This is a genomic window from Yersinia vastinensis (assembly GCF_044905075.1).
Lineage (GTDB): Bacteria > Pseudomonadota > Gammaproteobacteria > Enterobacterales > Enterobacteriaceae > Yersinia > Yersinia vastinensis.
Map to the genome: position 1 here is coordinate 912,500 of NZ_CP173260.1, position 16,112 is coordinate 928,611.

A 16,112-nucleotide genomic window follows, 5' to 3' on the forward strand; every position below is an offset into this window, starting at 1 on the left:
GCATTTGCCCCCTTCATGGTTACTTAGCCATTTCTTTCAGTAGGTCAATACCTACCGGCTCTTCGCTCTGTAACGCAGTTAATGCAATACGCTTTGCATACTGCTCTTCCACATCAGAGATGAGAGGCAACTCGCGGTTCGCCCTGGTCTTCAGGAAAGGTGAAGACGGTTCAGCTGCCGCCAGGCTGTTATTCACAACCCATGCCCATGGCTCGATGCCAGCGCGACGTAAATCCTGCTGTAGGTTCGCCGCTTCAAGTACCGGTGTCGTTTCGGCAAGCGTCACGATAATAACCTTTGTCTTCTCCGGGTCCTGCAATTGCATCATTGGCGTCATCACATGGTCATGTGTTTGCCCCATCTGACGCACCATTTCCCGGTGATAGGCTCCTGTTGCATCCAGTAGCAGAAGTGTGTGACCTGTTGGCGCGGTGTCCATAATAACAAAATGATCGTCTGCCTCTTTGATGATCCGCGAGAATGCCTGAAACACGGCGATCTCTTCAGTACATGGCGAGCGGAGATCTTCCTCCAGCACTGCTAGTCCCTCAGCGTCTAATCCTTTGCCCTGATTTTCCAGCACAAAGCGGCGATAGCGCTCTGTCTCCACCTTCGGATCGATACGGCTGACCTGAAGGTTTGGCAGCGAGCCATCCAGCGTATAAGACAGATGTGCTGCCGGATCGGACGTCGTCAGATGGACTTTATGACCGCGTTTTGCCAGCGATACCGCGATCGAAGCTGCAACAGTCGTTTTGCCCACGCCACCTTTACCCATTGCCATTACCAGACCTTTACCTGTCAGGCTGAGTTCATCTACCAGTGAGGCAAGTTTCGGTAAATCCAAAGTATTCAGCGTGGTAGCAGGGAGCGGCAGCGAGGCTTTGTTCTCCGTAAATAACTGACGCAGCGCTTCCAGACCGACCAGATTAAATGGCTTCAGATACAGCTGCGAGCGGGGAAGGTTCGCCAGGTTCTCTGGCATTGCCTGTAATGCTTTTTCTTCTCGAGCCAGAATACTTTGCGCCAGTGGATCATTTTCACCCGCAAACGGCGGCAGCACGCCATTAATGGCAAGGTGTTGATGCTGCAAACCGATAGCAGAAAGCTCATCGTGCGTATGAGAGACTTCTTTCAGTGTTGAAGCTTGGGCTCGGGCAACCAGAACCAAGCGCGTGAGAGCTGCATCAGACAGCGCCTTAACCGCGTCTGAGTACTGGTGCTGTTGTTTCTCCAGCCCCACCAGCGGCCCGAGGTTAGCGGCGGCATCAGGGTTCGCTTCGAGATAACCGCTCCAGGCCCCCGGCAACTCAAGCATACGGATGGTATGACCGGTTGGCGCAGTATCAAATACGATATGGTCATACTTTTCCCGCAACTCATGGTTGGTAAGAAGACCAGTAAACTCATCAAATGCCGCGATTTCCGTAGTGCATGAACCGGAGAGCTGTTCTTCAATGCTGCTGACCACATCGGCTGGCATCAGCCCGCGAACCGGGTCGAGTACTCGGTCACGATATGCCTGTGCTGCAGCCATCGGATCAACTTCCATCGCGGCAAGATTTTCTACGGTACTGATATCTGTGATTCGGTGGCCGATAGTCTGGCTAAAGACTTGGCCGACATTGGAAGCCGGATCGGTACTCACCAGAAGCGTTCTCTTACCCTGATCGGCCAGCCATACCGCAGTAGCACAGGCCAGGGATGTTTTACCCACGCCACCTTTGCCAGTGAAGAAGATGAACGGGGGAATGTCTTTTAAAAATGGCATATTCATCAGTGATTGCTCCTCTGGAATTAAGGCATACGTGGAATGCTGCAGCAGCGTGGTTGCGTGCTGTCTTCACTCCAGTCCTGACTAAGCGGAATACCTGCCCAACGGGCGATATCTTCACGAGTCGGGAGTTTGCCTGCCATCACGAGTTTGCCGTCGAGCAAGGTGACAGGGAGAGACTCCATCCCTGATGTGTTCAGAAACTCTTTAATGACCGGCGAATTCAGGAACTGCTGCGGGTTCTTCGCAAGGCTGTAGCGCTGTATATCAACGTCATTCTTTTTCGCCCATTCGGCGCTGGCGTTCCATTTGACGGCTTCGTCACTGACTACAACGCTGCTGGTTGCACAGCAGCCTGCTGCTTCAAAGATCTCAATTTTTGACATGGACTGTTTACCTCAGTGTTTAGTCATTTGGCTTTACACTGAGGTAAACGAAGGTGGTGGGGAAAAGATGCGCGATTAATTCATTTTTTTGTGGCAGCAGACGGAAGACGTGTCATCCGCCTCAATCTGACAAAGTTCTGTCATCGTCTCTTTCAGGTGTTTTCTGGCCCGAAGTAGTCGGGATTTAAACGCCGTAAGCGTGATTCCCAGTTCATCGGCCAGGGACTGCTGGGGACGCCGGTTAAGGTCGGATTCTTCAATCAACCACCGCTCATCTTCAGGTAATGCCTGCAATGTTTCAGGCAGGCAAATATCCAGCGTTGAGATTGCATCAGGGGATGCATCAGTGAATGGGGCATCATCTTCCAGCTCAACGAATTCCCTGGTGGTGCGGTACTCATCAATCAGCAGATTCCTCGCCGCCCGATACAGCCAGGCTCGCGGATTCTCCATTTCGCAGAAACTGTCTGAATGAGCGCGGGCACGCAGGAATAGCTCTTGCAGAAGGTCTGCTGCTTTTTCGCTATCACCTGTCTTAGATGTCAGAAAGCGAGAGAGTTCGGCTTCATGTTGCCGCCAGAACACGCTCATGCAGTTGTTGAATGCCGTTACATCACTCATACCAGCCCTCAAATTTTGCTCTGATTAACCCGCCGTGAAAGTTCTTCTGCAGACTCTTTTCGTTCGCTGTAGCGATCAACGAGATAGGCTGAGTTACCTCGGGTCAGCAGAGTAAATTTCACCAGTTCTTCCATCACATCCACGATCCGGTCGTAATAAGACGACGGTTTCATTCGTCCATCTTCATCAAATTCCTGCCAGGCTTTTGCCACAGAGGACTGATTCGGGATGGTGATCATCCGCATCCAGCGGCCAAGAATGCGCATCTGGTTTACGGCATTGAAAGACTGAGAGCCACCGCAGACCTGCATAACGGCCAGAGTCTTACCCTGCGAAGGGCGAACAGCGCCTTCTGATAACGGTATCCAATCAATCTGGGCTTTCATGATGCCGGTCATCGCACCATGGCGTTCAGGGGAACACCACACCATCCCTTCGGACCAACGAACCAGCTCGCGCAGTTCCATGACTTTAGGATGCGAGTCAGGCGCATCATCAGGAAGAGGCAAGCCAGAAGGATTGAAGATCCGCACTTCTGCGCCCATGGCGGTCAGTAACCTTGCCGCTTCTTCCGTTGCCAGTCGGCTGTAGGAACGTTCGCGCACAGAGCCGTACAACATGAGGATACGTGGAGGATGGGGAACGGCAGGAACACCGAATCTTGCCTCTGTGATTGAGGTGTCGAACAAACCCGAATCAACATTCTTAAGATCACCTGTCATTTTACTTCTCCGTCTTCTGGGGCAGGGGGAGGCAGTCGTTAGTCCCTGAGCAGCATTCTTCTGTCAGGAAGGCAATCAGAGCCTCAAGGTTTTCATATCGAGCGTGGCAAAAAAGCGTTCTGCCCTGACGTTCCTGGCGTACCAAAGAAACTGATATCAACGAGGAAAGATGATGGCTCAACGTAGACGCTGGGATTTCGAGCCGCTTCTGCAGTTCGCCAACCGGTAGCCCTTCATGCCCGGCTTTAACCAGCTCTCTGTATACGCTTAGGCGCGTAGGATGACCCAGCTCTTTCAGGGTTTCTGCTGCTTTCGAAAGCTCCATTTATATCTCATTTCTATATTTCCGGAATTATAGAATAATATCGTATCTTCCAATAAATACCAATAGTGAATGGGCCTTGCCCCTGAACATTTTGGATAAAGGGGGAGCATCATTGAGAAAAAGTGGGGAGTAGCTCTGCTCTTTTTCCCAGGAGTAAAACGGTTAGGCACAGATCGGAACTGATATTAGTGGCCGGTAAATAGCAGATATTCATCCATCATTTGCGTGAGGGATATGTTTTCCTCCTGCCGTCCAACCAGCCACAAGCCTAGATCTTCAGGTGCCTTACGTTTCAGGTTATCCAACCAGTCTTCCAGCGTCGCACCCATCATCAAATCGTACCAACATAGCCAGACCAGTTTGTGGCGATGCTCCGGTGAACTGAATTGGTGTAACAGGCTAATCAGCCTATTTGCCAGTGGGCGTTGTTTGAGGCGGATACATTCACTCAGTAATATCCCTTCCAACATTGGGTGGTGCAGTAAAGTTTTTTGCCTTGTCTCAAGGCTGATTTGCATATCAGTCAATACCGACACTGGCTCTGGATGCTGACTTCCGTAAATCAGTCGGTAAAGGCACTGTGGTACCACTGCAGTCATCTGCCCTGCGCCGGGAAAGTACAGACTGCCCACCATCAGATGGTGGCTGGCCTGAATATTGGGATGACACATGCCATTTATGATGGCCAGTTTTGTGAACCCGTTTAGCCAACGTTGATAGCTGACCAGCAAACTGTTATATCGCGTCTTTGTCTCTTTCATGGTGGATTATCCCTGGATACTGAATGACAGGCAGCCGCAAACCTCCGCTATGAGAGGATAAAGAGTTTGCCTGTCAGGAAAGTGATATGTAAGGAGAGGTATTTAGCTGCGTGATTCGTGGATTCTCGCCTGTAGCCAGGCTTCCACTTCACTCTGTAGCCATCGTGAACTTCGCCCCAGTTTGATGGGTTTTGGAAATATGCCATCTTTGATGAGTCGGTAAATCCACTTATCACTGACCCCCAGCAGGCGGGTGATGAAAGTCATATCAACGAACTGATCTTCAAGCAGGGAAGGTTTAATTGCCATGGTGAGATTCTCCGGTAGCTAAGTAAGTACCGGAGTCGTGTGATGAATCACTGTACCCTTCTCCGGCATAACAACCGGAACTGACGTAAAAAAGTGCGTCGTTTTATCGAAGCCCTCGCGGTCTGCCCAGTCCACTCGCGGGTGGTACCTCGTTGGCCCCGTAGTAAGTCTGCCCGTATTTTGATTTCTCCTTGGCGAGATAGCTGATGATGTAGCGCAGGTTGTCGATGGCTGCAGCATCATCGTAATTGACGGGGCGGGTGATATCGGCTTCGTAGCACTTCTTGGGATCACAGCGATTGTGGTACCCCTCACCCTGTGTAATCTTCTGCCAGGCAGCCCCCGCCTGTTCAGCCACCGGAAAGGTGGCCTGGTTATGGTGACCATCAAGATACATCACGATATGGGCATGGCATTTGTGTCGGGAAGTACACTCCAGTACCCAGAAGTGGCCCACGATGTTGCTCTCTAACATCAGATGTTCTGTTAACTGGCGTACCTCCCTTTCTGTCTCGTACCATCCGTGATGGTTATAACGCCATGTGTCATTCTGATAGAACACATCGAGTCTGAGGGGCTGAAGGCGGGAGTAACGTTCCAGTAGCTGATCAAGATGGTGGTTCAGTAACGACAACAGGAACCAGTTCATTGTGTATTTGCGATTCCAGGGCCAGGGAAAGTCCATGATTTAATCCTCTGTAGTGTGTGTACAAAGGAAGGTGGTGATATGTAATTTTTATGCAGGAAAGTCACAGTATTTCTGTTTACTGAGCAGTACTGTGGGGACAGAAGATATACAGACGGGGTAAGCGGATCACTGGGGAAGGGGATATGAAGAGGAAGTTCTTAAAACATGAAGACCTTAATTATACTAAAAACCCAAATGTTCGCTCCTGGTATCCAGGCTGTCCTGACAGCATCATATTCAGTATTTTTACGTGAGAGCATGTTACTATGAATTGATAACTAAAGAGAAAGAGCAATAGAATAAACTTGTTGATAATAAAGGTGTTTAAGGTTAATTGTTATGCACTTTTTCTAAAATGCTTAATAGGTGATTGGCATGTCAGAACGAATCACTTTCAATGTAACCAATTCTGAGACTCTGCGTGTTGTGGATGAATACAGCAAAAAACAGAAGATCTCACGATCGCAGGTTATTTCCACATTGCTGGATGCCACCGTTCCGGTACTGAAAGATATTAATCGCTATTATCAGCTTGCGGACGAACTTAAGGCCCGGCTACTGTCTGGTGTCTACCAGCAGGATTTGCCTCGCCGAAGAAATGTTGTAGCTGCTGAAAAGTATTGTATGGAGATCTGGGAGAGTAAGCTTCAGGTTGGAAAAGGGTACGACTTTGACAGCGTCAATGGCAAGGTGCATGTTCGCGAACATAAGCGACACCTCCGTCGGGATAATGCAGTTGGCAGGGTCGAAAATCGACATATCAAAGAGTTCTGTCAGTCGCTCCTGGAAAGATCAGAACAGGATGCCCGCTATGCCTGTTTTATCTATACCGAAAGGATTATTTTTGCTGATGTTGAAACCTCTGGACACTCTTCATCCCCAATAAAACTGGCAGCAGGTGATGCTGTAATTTTGCTGGCAAAAGATGTGGTTTTTAACGAGTTTTTCTTTGATATAGGTAAGGCGCTTTTTATTAATGTGGTTGATCTTATGTCATACGGTACAAGTGGTATCCCGGAGACGACAGGAGACCCACGTGTTCATTGCTGGGTGCCAATTCTGTTTAGTGGGAAAAATGCCGTGATAGTACCTGTGTACCTGATTGACCCTGCTACGGCCCCGACGTTAAGAAAACCAGACAACATCACAGTGGTTTACCAGGACAAAAAGTAACGTTGATTCTTGTTCCTGCCATGCCATGCGTTTTCATCTATCCCGTGGCAACCTCAGACTCATCTAGGTTGAATTACCTTGTGCAGGTGAAAGTCAGCAATGTGATAAAGAATATACAGTACTGAGCTGCAGGCATTCTGTCTGACATGAACCAGGGCTACAGGGGATATAACGAAGCGTTGAGGGCAGCAATATTGCTGCCGGGAAGACGCTCCCCCGGCAGAAACACAAATTAAATCGGCTTGTTGTGATCAGGAAGCATTCTACATAGTGTGTTGTCCTTCTGGACATAGTGATGAAGCAACGCCGCTGCCGCATGGAAAGCAATGAAGAAATATCCGGCATTACCCAGTGTTTCGTGAATATTTTTCAGTACTGACTTCACCAAAGGGTCGGGCGTAGCAAAAGGAGAAATAGTGAGCCCCAGAAAAATCCAGCTCTTACCGTTAATAGCCATCAGAGCGACCTCCAGTAATTTTCTCCGAAATGAATGCTGCATAGCCATGATCTTCTGTCGGATTATCGCGCTTCAGCGGCCAGTCGATATCGTCATCCTGCCGGGCGATATAACCATCAAGTGCCCCGTATTCAGGTTGCATAGACCCGTTGAACTCACAGCACGAAGCGGTTAGAACTAACTGAGCTGAAGGTCCGTTGTGAGCGAGAAGCGGACATTGCAGACTGCCCAGTAGAAAAAGTGCTATCAGAATTATCTAAAGGAAGATCGTATTTACCATGTCTCATTCTAACTGTTTAATAAATTACAAAAATTAAAATTTCCATTTAATATCATCGCGTTAAGCAAGAGAATTAAACCTCTCATTTAATTTATGATTCTTATTTAATTCATGAGTTGGTGTAAAAATAGGTTGCCGCACTATAGAAAGACACATATTTAAACCCAGCAGGAAATCATATTTGAAAGTAATGTGTTTAAGGGGCTGCGTAACAAGAACAGCAAGTAAACACATAGTAATAACAGTTACCATTCCCATTTCGCAAGTGGCCATATCAGAGGTGAACTAATGCCTGCTGCAATTTTAAGAATTAAGGTTATCCTAATAATTCTTTTGTATGATTAAGATCATCGATAAATTTACTAAGGACTCATTAATGAAATTGCGACTCTGGAATCTATTACCCCATGATTACGCTCCTTTTTTTCGTATTCTTCACATCATTGTGGCATTTCTAATATTATCACAAATTATTAACTCTAATCTGACAGAGACCGAAGCAATTGGTGAACATAGTCTTGAAGGAGTTATAACCTGGATGCACATTATTTCAGGGTTAGGACTGATTATTTGTGGTTTTATTATGTTAAGTTGGATGCTTACTCAAAGAGGTTTTACTTATTATTTTTCATGGGTAGGGCTTGACTTTAGTGGTATTAAGCAAGATATAAAAACGTTGACTAGTTTCCGACTGCCCGATGCACATTCGGGAGGTATTGCCAGTACAATCCAAGGATTTGGAGTTCTAGCATTGCTAATTGTAGCACTTTCAGGTGGCCTATGGTTCTTGTTGAATACCATGCAGTCAAATCTGGCTGAAACAGTAATCCACTGGCATAAGTTCTTTACTACTTTCATTGAGGTCTATTTTTATGCACATGGTGCAATGGGAGTTTTGCATATTTTAATTGAAAAATATAAAAGCCGCTCAGTTAACCTAAGTGACTAATCTGTTGTGAGATAATATTACTTCAAGTTGAAGAAAACCCTAAAAATAAAATTTAGTTTACTAGAAGATGAAACAGCACTTGCAGAGACTTTTTAATTAAATTTAATAAAAACGAAAAAATATTCATGGCGAAATGATTGTTTAATTATCTATCATGGATAGAAATGTGAGTTAGTCGTCCTATTTTAGGAAGTTAATAATGACTAAAACAAAAGGGTTACCTCGTCCGCTGACGCACTACGCTTGGCTTTCCATTGCCACGGCTATTGCCACTATCGGACTCAAAGGTGTGGCGTGGAAAATGACCGGTTCGGTCGGTCTGCTATCTGATGCCATCGAATCCGTAGTTAACCTCGCAGGAGCCCTAATGGCGCTCTGGATGCTGACCTTGGCTGCGCTTCCGGCCGATGAGAACCATGCATATGGGCACGGCAAAGCCGAATATTTCTCGAGTGCTTTCGAAGGATTTCTGATCCTATTGGCGGCAGCCAGTATCGCCTATACCGCAGTTGAGCGGATGTTAACTCCACAGCCGCTTGAGGAGATTGGTCTCGGATTACTGGTTTCAACAGTCGCATCAATCCTTAATTTTGTGACGGCTCGCATTTTGTTAAGGGCTGGCAGGCAGCACAACTCTATCACTCTTGAGGCAGATGCTCATCACCTGCTGACCGATGTCTGGACGTCGGTCGGTGTCATTTTTGGTGTCGGACTGGTTTATCTGACCGGCTGGTTTTGGGTCGATCCGATCGTTGCATTGCTGGTCGCAGCCAACATCGTTTGGACTGGTTATCAGCTTATGAGTCGTTCAGCTGCAGGTCTGATGGACGTATCGCTACCCACGGAAGAACTCAAAAAAATCGAGTCACTGCTGGCAGGATATCGTGAACAGGGGCTTGATTTCCATGCACTACGTACACGCCAGGCTGGCGGGCGGGCGTTTATGACAATGCACATCCTAGTTCCTGGGCGATGGACTGTTCAATATGGGCACGACTGGGCCGAGCGTATAGAGAATGATATCCGCACCGCACTGCCTTTTATCCATATCACCACTCATGTGGAACCGTTGGAAGATCCCGCGTCAATGAACGACCAAACGCTCGACATTTCTGATCACTAAACTAACCACATGTCGCTGGTCGGGCAGGGTAACAAACCTCGCTCTACAAAAATTTCAGGTATTCTCTATAATTCTGAGGGTACTTGATGTGACCTGCGCCCAATTGTTGGGCACGCAATATTTTTAAAAAGTCCGCTTCTGGCACAGGGCTGCTGTTGCAGCCCTGATAACCTTAGACTTCAATCGATTCAGAAATCTCTAACGCATCATCGACTTCAATGCCCAGATAACGGACTGTGCTTTCCAGTTTCTTATGACCCAACAGAAGTTGGATCACCCGGAGATTCTTGGTTTTCTTGTAGATCAGGTAAGGTTTTGTTCTTCTCATGGAATGTGTGCTGTAAAGCGTCTCTTCGAGACCAAGCTTTGCTACCCACCCATGAAAGATTCGGTTGTATTGCCGGGTTGAAATATGCTGGTTAGTTCCGATCCGAGACCGAAACAAGAAGTCTTTACTGTGCAAATTGCCAAGCTTTATCAATGCAGCAACAGCTTCTCTTGTCCCTTTGGTTATCTCAAATTGCACAGGGCTACCGGTTTTCTGTTGCAATACCGTTGCTCTGCTCGAAACAGAGCTACCATATGCAACATCAGATACTTTGAGTTTGACCAGATCACAGCCTCGAAGCTTACTGTCCAGTGCCATATTGAACAGAGCTAAATCGCGCGTTTTACCTTCCAGTTCAAGTCGGATTCGGATACCCCAGATATGAGATATCTGAAGTGGCCTTTTTTGGCCTATGATACGGTCTTTGTTCCACGGTGACGTGTTCATACTCAAATCTCCTGCAATGTGGGAGATTTGAGTATGGTTGTCCCTTATGAGCGATCTGCTGACATTACCAGCATAGTGGCGTATTAATCATCTAGGAGCAGGTCACAATCTCAGCCATCAAGCTCTGGACTAACCCAACTGCGAAACGCTGCAGACTAACAAGACCATCTTCGTCGTCCTCGCCGTAGAAACGTGTGAAGGCAACCGATCGCACCTTCTCATAGTCTTCACCATGTTCATCGCCTCCAAAACGCTTGGCGAGCGCCGCCAGCACGTACTTCAAAGACTCTTGGTCCTCCTCTGAACGAATAGAGCTATGACTTCGCTAGAGACAAAGTCGCTTACTTAGCTTCCCTGTTTCGATGTTGCAACTCACATATTTTTAACTTTCAGAATGTGTTACCCAATAGTTCGTGCTAATGCTACTATTTGTATTCAATCGGATTAATGATGTTGTTACGCGAGTCCATTGAACTAAACATAAGGGAGTATATGGGGTTAGCTGAAACATTAGTTAGTATTCCGCAGTCTGAAAGAGGCGGTGAGATTGCTCAACGTGGGTTTGACTATCAAACTTGCTGGGCTTTATCTCAAATGCTGGAATATGAACTAGATGAAAAGAACTATGTGTTTATCTTCGAATATCATGATGATGTTCTTATTCTTGATGACGAAGTTTCTCCAACACAACTCACATTTGCTCAAGTAAAAACAAGAGAGAAACACTGGACTGCATCCACTCTTAGTAATAGCACCAAGAAGAACCCCATATCTATCATCGGTAAGTTATTTATTCATCAAAAGAATTTCGCCGAATATTCACCCAAGCTCCTTTTTGTTACTAATGCTTCTTTCAATCTATGTGAGGAAAACGGTGGTAAGTCTTGTTTTGGTGCAAATGAAGTCAAAGTGGAGTATCAGACGAGCTTTAAGAAAGCAATCAAAGATCAAGTAAAGCTTGATGACTCCAGTATCGATCTTTCTGTTATGCGTTTCGTTCAATCCTCATTAAGCCTAGATGACCACATTACACATCTAAAAGGTAAACTATGCGATTTCCTTAGCAAGAAGTTTGGCGATAGCATTAGCCTGAGTGTTAATGCATTAGCTTCTTTGCTTGAACAGGCGTGTCGAGAAAAATCCAAGGTAAAATCCGCAGATATTATTAATTTTCCTGAACTTATCTCACGAAAGGGTTTCTCATCAGAAGCATTGAATGGTGTGCTTGATTCCTTGAATGCAAGTAATAGTTTAAAGCCTGATTGGGACAAAGCTAGTCCCCTATTCAATGATCTTGGCAAAACATCGCTTCAGCTCATTATCCTGCAAGCCATGTTCTCACAAGTTTGCATCGACCTTAACCAAAACAAAAAAAATCCTTCGACTGTATATCTAGAATATGCAATTAGCCTTTACGATGAGGCGAGTGCTCACTCGGATTTGAAATTATATCTAACTGAAACCATGTACAAAATTGATGCACTTTGTCCAGATTATGCATTGACTTTAAAGTCAGGGAAGAAAGAATGCATAGTTATTTACTCAATAATCCAGAAGCTCTTAGAGGGAGGTGAATAATGAAAAGCATATACTTTAAAAGTGCTCATATATTATCCCTTCGCGATAAGAAAGGATTCTCCTTCAAGTTCTCACCTGATATTAATATCATTACAGGTGAGAACGACACAGGTAAGTCTAGCTTTATTAAGAGCTTATATCATACATTAGGTGCTGATGTTCGACTGGATAAAAAGTGGAAAGAAGATAACTTTGTTTCAAAAGTTGTTATTTGTGTTAATAATCGTGACTATGCGTTTCTTCGCCACGAAAAACGTATTTCCATTTTCGATATAACAGCAGGACAAGAGCATCACTTAGTGACCTCTAGCTCTCGTGCAGAGATTGCATTAGCTGTGCGTGATGTCTTTGATTTCAATTTGGAGCTTGTGACTAAAACTAATTTGGTTCAGGGACAAGCACAACCAGCAAGTCTTTATCTCCCTTACTATATTGATCAAGATAACGGTTGGGGGAAGGTTTTAGATTCATTTAGCAGTTTGGCTATGTATGAGGACTGGCAAAAAAATATCTTGAATTTTCATACTGGTGTAAAACCAAAGGAGTACTATACTTTACAAGGAAAGATTAATTTAATTGATATCGATCTTGTTGAAATCCGAACGACGTTAAAAGCTCTAAAGAGAGCTAAAAAGCGATTCGAAGAGTCATTTGGAAGAGTACTTTTCGATGTGGATGTAAAATATTATGAAGAGCTGCTGGAACGTTTCCTTCGTAAGTGCCAAGACTTACATCAAGAAGAAACAGAATACAGAATTAAGCTCATAAAAATATTATCTCTACGAGATGAATTAGTAACAGAAATAGAGGAATCAAAAAGACAGCTCGATGAAAATGATATAGATTCTTTGCTACCATCGGCAGGCTTAGAAGCGAGATATGTAGTACTTGAGAATAAAGAAAAGCTATTGCAAATCATACCAAAGTTGTATGAGGAAAAATCTGTATATGATGATCAACTCTCTAAAATTAAAGAAGATTTGAAACAGGCTATAAGCTTAAGCTCAGAACTCAAAAACATGCTTCTGGAAGTCAAAGAGCAACTGACTCTTCAAGACGTTATTAAGTCTCAAGCAAGTAAGCAGGTTGAGGTAACTTTCGATGAGCAAATTAACGAATTACTGCTAAAAATAGGCGAATTGGATGTTGCTAGAACTCAGCTTTCAAAAGAAATAGCAAAGTTCGAAGATAAAAAGCGAGCAAAAGAAATCAATGATAAGTTTAAAGAGTCACTGAAGTTTGCGCAAACTGAGTTAGGTATCAAAGATCCTAAAGTTGGAACTATTCTTCAATATGGTCCGATTTCTAAGAGCGAAACAGGCAGCCGTGCTCCAAGGTCAATATTGGCTTATCACTATGCTCTTCTAAAAACAATAGAAGATAAATCGACAAGTCCTATGCTTCCAGTAGTAATTGACTCGCCTAAACAACAAGATCCAGATCCGCGCACAACAAAAAAGTTATTCGATTTATGTATTAATGGTTTATCAACTAATAGCCAGCTAATTATCGGCTCAGTTTCATTTGAAAGAGAAACGAATCAGTTTAAAACACTTATTATGACTGAAAAATACAGTCTGCTAAAATCAGAGCTTTACAATCAGGTTTATCAAGAGATTATGCCTCTTTATGAACGAGCTGCGTTATCATAATCTGATCATTTATATGGGAACACGCTCATCACTATGAGTGTGTCTCCTCATAGTTACGCTAGCTATCAATTAAATTAGCCTATTCAATTGACCAGCTCTTCATTGATCAACAATAAGTGCTATTAGCTACTTCAGCTTTCGGCACAGAGAGGACGAGATGGCTGGTTTGAAGGTCCGCTGTGAGCGAGGAGCGGAAGTTGACCGCAGTCAGATGATTAGTAAAGGCGTGCGATACATTATTTATATTTCAGCAATGTTGGTGTAATGTTAATTTTCACCAACAACCACCTGTCCTGGAAGCAGAAAATGCGTTTGAAATACGTTTTCACTAACACTGTTCCACCTGCAGAGGATTTCTGCCGCTTACGCGTCGTTTCTGGTTTAACGCCTCGTCCTCTGGATGTCGCGAAACGTGCACTTCCTGGAAGCTGTTACGGGGTACATATTGAGTATGCTGGATTAATTGTCGGGATGGGGCGCATCATCGGCGATGGTGCTCTGAACTTTGAAATTGTCGATATTGCTGTTGACCCGACTCATCAAGTGAAAGAGCTAACGGATGCCGCTTTCGGATCGGGGGACGGTATCCACCTGTCTGGTGGATAGTGGGCATAATAGAAGAATGATATCTATCGAACATTCTGGCGATATCATGCAGGGAATCACCTTGCTTATATCTGTCCCAGATAATCGCTTTCTGCTCCGGCGTGTAGTTAATCCGAGTTCTTCGTTTCATGGCAACGTCCCCCTTGATTAAGGATAGCGTTGCATCGACCCGTTGAACTCACAGCGAGGAGCGGACGGTTATAGAACACCTTAAAATTTACATTTTTTTAACCAAAAAATCCCCATCTTCGAACCATATCATGCTGTCAGATCATAATCTCGCTATAAAGAATCTATCCAAATGATTTTGAAGGGTATGCCGTGGTGTTTTATTTTTTATTTGAACAACACGAAGTCTGGTGTAACCTATTGAATCATAAATAACAGTTTTAATTTTGGGGAATAACCAGTGCTTACAGAAAAGCAATTGCTTGAACTTATTAAGGCATTACAGTCGTCAAATTTCACAACAGCAGAAATTATCTGGTTAAGTCTCGCCGTAGTTATCGCAGCTCTGGCAATTAGTTTTCTAGTTTCAATCGTTACAGAAAGGGCTAAAATTTCTGCAACCAATTCTAACTATGAAACACTACGGGAACAATTATCTATAAACACAGTTACTATTAAAGACATAGAGAAAAAAATAACATCTGAGTTATGGGTCTCTCAACAGATCTGGCAAAAAAAATATGATATGTATGAATTCATCTATGCACAATTACTAGCAATTAAAAAATGGGCAGACAATGAGTTTCATATAATTGAACTTCATATGATTCCAGGATGGATAGCAAGCAGTCACCAGCCATATTTTAATGAGGAGCAAGAAAAACAATTTTACCAAGAAATTCAGCAGGCTCAAGCTGATATTGAGAACACAATGAATGATAAAGACGTCCAAAGTAAAAACAAAGAATTACAACAAAAATTAAGCATTGCAATAACATCGTTAACTGAAATATTAATAACAAAAACAATTCTTTTGAATGCTAATGTAACTATAAAATTAGAGGAGTTAATTAAAAATATTGGCTTCGATCCTTCTCCACTGGATTATGAAGAACCTGATGATTATGGGCAAAGAATAAGATCAGCGATTGATAGAGCATTGAAAGAAATAAGAATAATTGCAATTTCTGATCTGGAAATTAAGCATCATGAATGTTAATGCTTTGTAATTAGGAGTCGGAGAGCGGAGGTTTTAATCCTCTCGCTCAGGATAAAAATGAATAGTTACTTATTATGTTTTTTCAATAGTTAAACCAGATCGTTTAATATACTCATCTAACGAGCCTAGGGTGTCATGTATTTTCGCAACATGATAATTGAACAAGCTAATTTCTTTAGTTAGTAAATTTGGTGGCGGGATATTAGCTCTACCGCCATCAACAGATACCAATAAAAATCTGTCTAAGAATGCCCCGTCGTAATAAAGCTCATACCAATATCCAGTTGCTCTGGGATCTGGATGATTGTTAGCCCAATCTTCTATAAAATTTTCACATTGAATTCCTTCATCAATGAATTTGGCTCGAATACGAAGGCGTGGGTCTTCTTTAAGGAACCGTTCACTGGCCCATTCCCTTGAAATCCCATGCCAATCTTGAGATGGTTCAGTTTTGGGAATGAAATCTAAGATTTCCTCATATGTCATATCTCTGACAGGTTTACGTTCTGGTAAAAAATATTCTGCTACCGATGGGCTGGCTAAGAATAATGAACTAAGCATTCCCAGAGCAAATGCGATAGGTTCTATATCAAATCCTGACATCCAAAAAAAAGCTGCTATCAAAGCGGCCCCAAAAAAAACACCCCCCAATACTCTAAGAGGATGTTGATATTGTTTTATCCATAACCAGATTGGTATTAAGTTAATTTTCATCTGCCATTCCAATTTATCTAACTCATTCAGAATTAAGGGCTGCAATTAAAA

General features: G+C 44.1%; 18 protein-coding genes and 3 pseudogenes. 7 read left to right on the plus strand and 14 right to left on the minus strand.

Going from position 1 to position 16,112, the window contains the following annotated elements:
* Window positions 1-19: 19 nt before the first annotated feature.
* The 8 genes from arsA to ACIOG0_RS04140 form a co-directional block, all read right to left on the minus strand.
* Window positions 20-1,777 (minus strand): arsenical pump-driving ATPase, encoded by a 1,758-nt coding sequence (arsA, locus tag ACIOG0_RS04105; protein ID WP_001057013.1) that lies wholly within the window; start codon window positions 1,775-1,777, stop codon window positions 20-22.
* A 20-nt stretch (window positions 1,778-1,797) separates the two neighbouring features.
* On the minus strand, window positions 1,798-2,160 hold the full coding sequence (locus tag ACIOG0_RS04110; protein ID WP_000034287.1) for an arsenic metallochaperone ArsD family protein: 363 nt from the start codon (window positions 2,158-2,160) through the stop codon (window positions 1,798-1,800).
* A 75-nt stretch (window positions 2,161-2,235) separates the two neighbouring features.
* Window positions 2,236-2,781: a sigma-70 family RNA polymerase sigma factor gene (locus ACIOG0_RS04115; protein ID WP_001286343.1), complete on the minus strand. Its 546-nt coding sequence runs from the start codon at window positions 2,779-2,781 to the stop codon at window positions 2,236-2,238.
* 8 nt (window positions 2,782-2,789) lie between these two features.
* Complete coding sequence (gene arsH, locus ACIOG0_RS04120; RefSeq protein WP_000145398.1) at window positions 2,790-3,503, minus strand: arsenical resistance protein ArsH; 714 nt, start codon at window positions 3,501-3,503, stop codon at window positions 2,790-2,792.
* A 1-nt stretch (window position 3,504) separates the two neighbouring features.
* Window positions 3,505-3,828 (minus strand): helix-turn-helix transcriptional regulator, encoded by a 324-nt coding sequence (locus tag ACIOG0_RS04125; RefSeq protein WP_000423544.1) that lies wholly within the window; start codon window positions 3,826-3,828, stop codon window positions 3,505-3,507.
* A gap of 185 nt (window positions 3,829-4,013) precedes the next feature.
* Window positions 4,014-4,589, minus strand: a complete 576-nt coding sequence (locus tag ACIOG0_RS04130) for a hypothetical protein (protein ID WP_000665320.1) — start codon at window positions 4,587-4,589, stop codon at window positions 4,014-4,016.
* Between the two features lie 102 nt (window positions 4,590-4,691).
* Window positions 4,692-4,898: an AlpA family transcriptional regulator gene (locus ACIOG0_RS04135; RefSeq protein WP_000985661.1), complete on the minus strand. Its 207-nt coding sequence runs from the start codon at window positions 4,896-4,898 to the stop codon at window positions 4,692-4,694.
* A 103-nt stretch (window positions 4,899-5,001) separates the two neighbouring features.
* Window positions 5,002-5,583, minus strand: coding sequence for an inovirus-type Gp2 protein (locus ACIOG0_RS04140; protein ID WP_000347296.1), 582 nt, complete (start codon window positions 5,581-5,583; stop codon window positions 5,002-5,004).
* Window positions 5,584-5,961: 378 nt separating this feature from the next.
* On the opposite strand from ACIOG0_RS04140, the gene ACIOG0_RS04145 reads away from it, so the two are divergent.
* Window positions 5,962-6,759 carry a hypothetical protein gene (locus ACIOG0_RS04145; protein ID WP_000003883.1) on the plus strand — a complete coding sequence of 266 codons (798 nt, stop codon included), beginning with the start codon at window positions 5,962-5,964 and terminating at the stop codon, window positions 6,757-6,759.
* Between the two features lie 232 nt (window positions 6,760-6,991).
* Here ACIOG0_RS04145 and ACIOG0_RS04150 read toward each other — a convergent pair.
* Window positions 6,992-7,234, minus strand: a pseudogene (locus tag ACIOG0_RS04150) (cytochrome b/b6 domain-containing protein); the annotation flags it as partial.
* The gene (locus ACIOG0_RS04155; RefSeq protein WP_156123960.1) at window positions 7,206-7,358 is read right to left on the minus strand and encodes a hypothetical protein; all 153 of its coding nucleotides are present in this window, start codon (window positions 7,356-7,358) and stop codon (window positions 7,206-7,208) included. The gene ACIOG0_RS04155 and the pseudogene ACIOG0_RS04150, both read right to left, overlap by 29 nt.
* Before the next feature lie 514 nt (window positions 7,359-7,872).
* Here ACIOG0_RS04155 and ACIOG0_RS04160 point away from each other — a divergent pair.
* Window positions 7,873-8,445, plus strand: coding sequence for a cytochrome b/b6 domain-containing protein (locus ACIOG0_RS04160; protein ID WP_001515348.1), 573 nt, complete (start codon window positions 7,873-7,875; stop codon window positions 8,443-8,445).
* A 199-nt stretch (window positions 8,446-8,644) separates the two neighbouring features.
* Window positions 8,645-9,568 carry a cation diffusion facilitator family transporter gene (locus ACIOG0_RS04165; RefSeq protein ID WP_000167917.1) on the plus strand — a complete coding sequence of 308 codons (924 nt, stop codon included), beginning with the start codon at window positions 8,645-8,647 and terminating at the stop codon, window positions 9,566-9,568.
* A 172-nt stretch (window positions 9,569-9,740) separates the two neighbouring features.
* Here ACIOG0_RS04165 and ACIOG0_RS04170 read toward each other — a convergent pair whose 3' ends face one another.
* Both ACIOG0_RS04170 and ACIOG0_RS04175 read right to left on the minus strand, forming a co-directional pair.
* Window positions 9,741-10,343 (minus strand): site-specific integrase, encoded by a 603-nt coding sequence (locus ACIOG0_RS04170; RefSeq protein ID WP_016538085.1) that lies wholly within the window; start codon window positions 10,341-10,343, stop codon window positions 9,741-9,743.
* A gap of 91 nt (window positions 10,344-10,434) precedes the next feature.
* Entirely contained in the window at window positions 10,435-10,617 is a 183-nt protein-coding gene (locus ACIOG0_RS04175; protein ID WP_000878752.1) for a hypothetical protein, read from the minus strand.
* Between the two features lie 218 nt (window positions 10,618-10,835).
* On the opposite strand from ACIOG0_RS04175, the gene ACIOG0_RS04180 reads away from it, so the two are divergent.
* The 3 genes and pseudogenes from ACIOG0_RS04180 to ACIOG0_RS04190 all read left to right on the plus strand — a co-directional run.
* Window positions 10,836-11,921 (plus strand): DUF4297 domain-containing protein, encoded by a 1,086-nt coding sequence (locus ACIOG0_RS04180; RefSeq protein ID WP_000521770.1) that lies wholly within the window; start codon window positions 10,836-10,838, stop codon window positions 11,919-11,921.
* Entirely contained in the window at window positions 11,921-13,573 is a 1,653-nt protein-coding gene (locus ACIOG0_RS04185) for a hypothetical protein (RefSeq protein WP_001575467.1), read from the plus strand. The genes ACIOG0_RS04180 and ACIOG0_RS04185 overlap by 1 nt, the downstream gene beginning before the upstream one ends.
* A gap of 306 nt (window positions 13,574-13,879) precedes the next feature.
* Window positions 13,880-14,128, plus strand: a pseudogene (locus tag ACIOG0_RS04190) (GNAT family N-acetyltransferase); the annotation flags it as partial.
* On the opposite strand, the pseudogene ACIOG0_RS04195 reads toward ACIOG0_RS04190, so the two are convergent.
* Window positions 14,109-14,309 (minus strand): annotated as a pseudogene (locus ACIOG0_RS04195) (IS30 family transposase); the annotation flags it as partial. The pseudogenes ACIOG0_RS04190 and ACIOG0_RS04195 overlap by 20 nt on opposite strands.
* Window positions 14,310-14,588: 279 nt before the next feature.
* Here ACIOG0_RS04195 and ACIOG0_RS04200 point away from each other — a divergent pair.
* On the plus strand, window positions 14,589-15,347 hold the full coding sequence (locus tag ACIOG0_RS04200; protein ID WP_404704932.1) for a hypothetical protein: 759 nt from the start codon (window positions 14,589-14,591) through the stop codon (window positions 15,345-15,347).
* A gap of 72 nt (window positions 15,348-15,419) precedes the next feature.
* Here the strand turns inward: ACIOG0_RS04200 and ACIOG0_RS04205 are convergent, their stop codons facing one another.
* The gene (locus ACIOG0_RS04205) at window positions 15,420-16,061 is read right to left on the minus strand and encodes a hypothetical protein (RefSeq protein ID WP_044722962.1); all 642 of its coding nucleotides are present in this window, start codon (window positions 16,059-16,061) and stop codon (window positions 15,420-15,422) included.
* Window positions 16,062-16,112: the final 51 nt, after the last annotated feature.

Coding starts and splice junctions, on each gene's coding strand:
- ACIOG0_RS04205 (WP_044722962.1), bottom strand. CDS start 16,061: ATGAAAATTAACTTAATACCAATCTGGTTATGGATAAAACAATATCAA.
- ACIOG0_RS04130 (WP_000665320.1), bottom strand. CDS start 4,589: ATGAAAGAGACAAAGACGCGATATAACAGTTTGCTGGTCAGCTATCAA.
- ACIOG0_RS04140 (WP_000347296.1), bottom strand. CDS start 5,583: ATGGACTTTCCCTGGCCCTGGAATCGCAAATACACAATGAACTGGTTC.
- ACIOG0_RS04145 (WP_000003883.1), top strand. CDS start 5,962: ATGTCAGAACGAATCACTTTCAATGTAACCAATTCTGAGACTCTGCGT.
- ACIOG0_RS04125 (WP_000423544.1), bottom strand. CDS start 3,828: ATGGAGCTTTCGAAAGCAGCAGAAACCCTGAAAGAGCTGGGTCATCCT.
- arsH (WP_000145398.1), bottom strand. CDS start 3,503: ATGACAGGTGATCTTAAGAATGTTGATTCGGGTTTGTTCGACACCTCA.
- arsA (WP_001057013.1), bottom strand. CDS start 1,777: ATGAATATGCCATTTTTAAAAGACATTCCCCCGTTCATCTTCTTCACT.
- ACIOG0_RS04160 (WP_001515348.1), top strand. CDS start 7,873: ATGAAATTGCGACTCTGGAATCTATTACCCCATGATTACGCTCCTTTT.
- ACIOG0_RS04170 (WP_016538085.1), bottom strand. CDS start 10,343: ATGAACACGTCACCGTGGAACAAAGACCGTATCATAGGCCAAAAAAGG.
- ACIOG0_RS04180 (WP_000521770.1), top strand. CDS start 10,836: ATGGGGTTAGCTGAAACATTAGTTAGTATTCCGCAGTCTGAAAGAGGC.
- ACIOG0_RS04115 (WP_001286343.1), bottom strand. CDS start 2,781: ATGAGTGATGTAACGGCATTCAACAACTGCATGAGCGTGTTCTGGCGG.
- ACIOG0_RS04185 (WP_001575467.1), top strand. CDS start 11,921: ATGAAAAGCATATACTTTAAAAGTGCTCATATATTATCCCTTCGCGAT.
- ACIOG0_RS04165 (WP_000167917.1), top strand. CDS start 8,645: ATGACTAAAACAAAAGGGTTACCTCGTCCGCTGACGCACTACGCTTGG.
- ACIOG0_RS04135 (WP_000985661.1), bottom strand. CDS start 4,898: ATGGCAATTAAACCTTCCCTGCTTGAAGATCAGTTCGTTGATATGACT.
- ACIOG0_RS04110 (WP_000034287.1), bottom strand. CDS start 2,160: ATGTCAAAAATTGAGATCTTTGAAGCAGCAGGCTGCTGTGCAACCAGC.
- ACIOG0_RS04155 (WP_156123960.1), bottom strand. CDS start 7,358: ATGCAACCTGAATACGGGGCACTTGATGGTTATATCGCCCGGCAGGAT.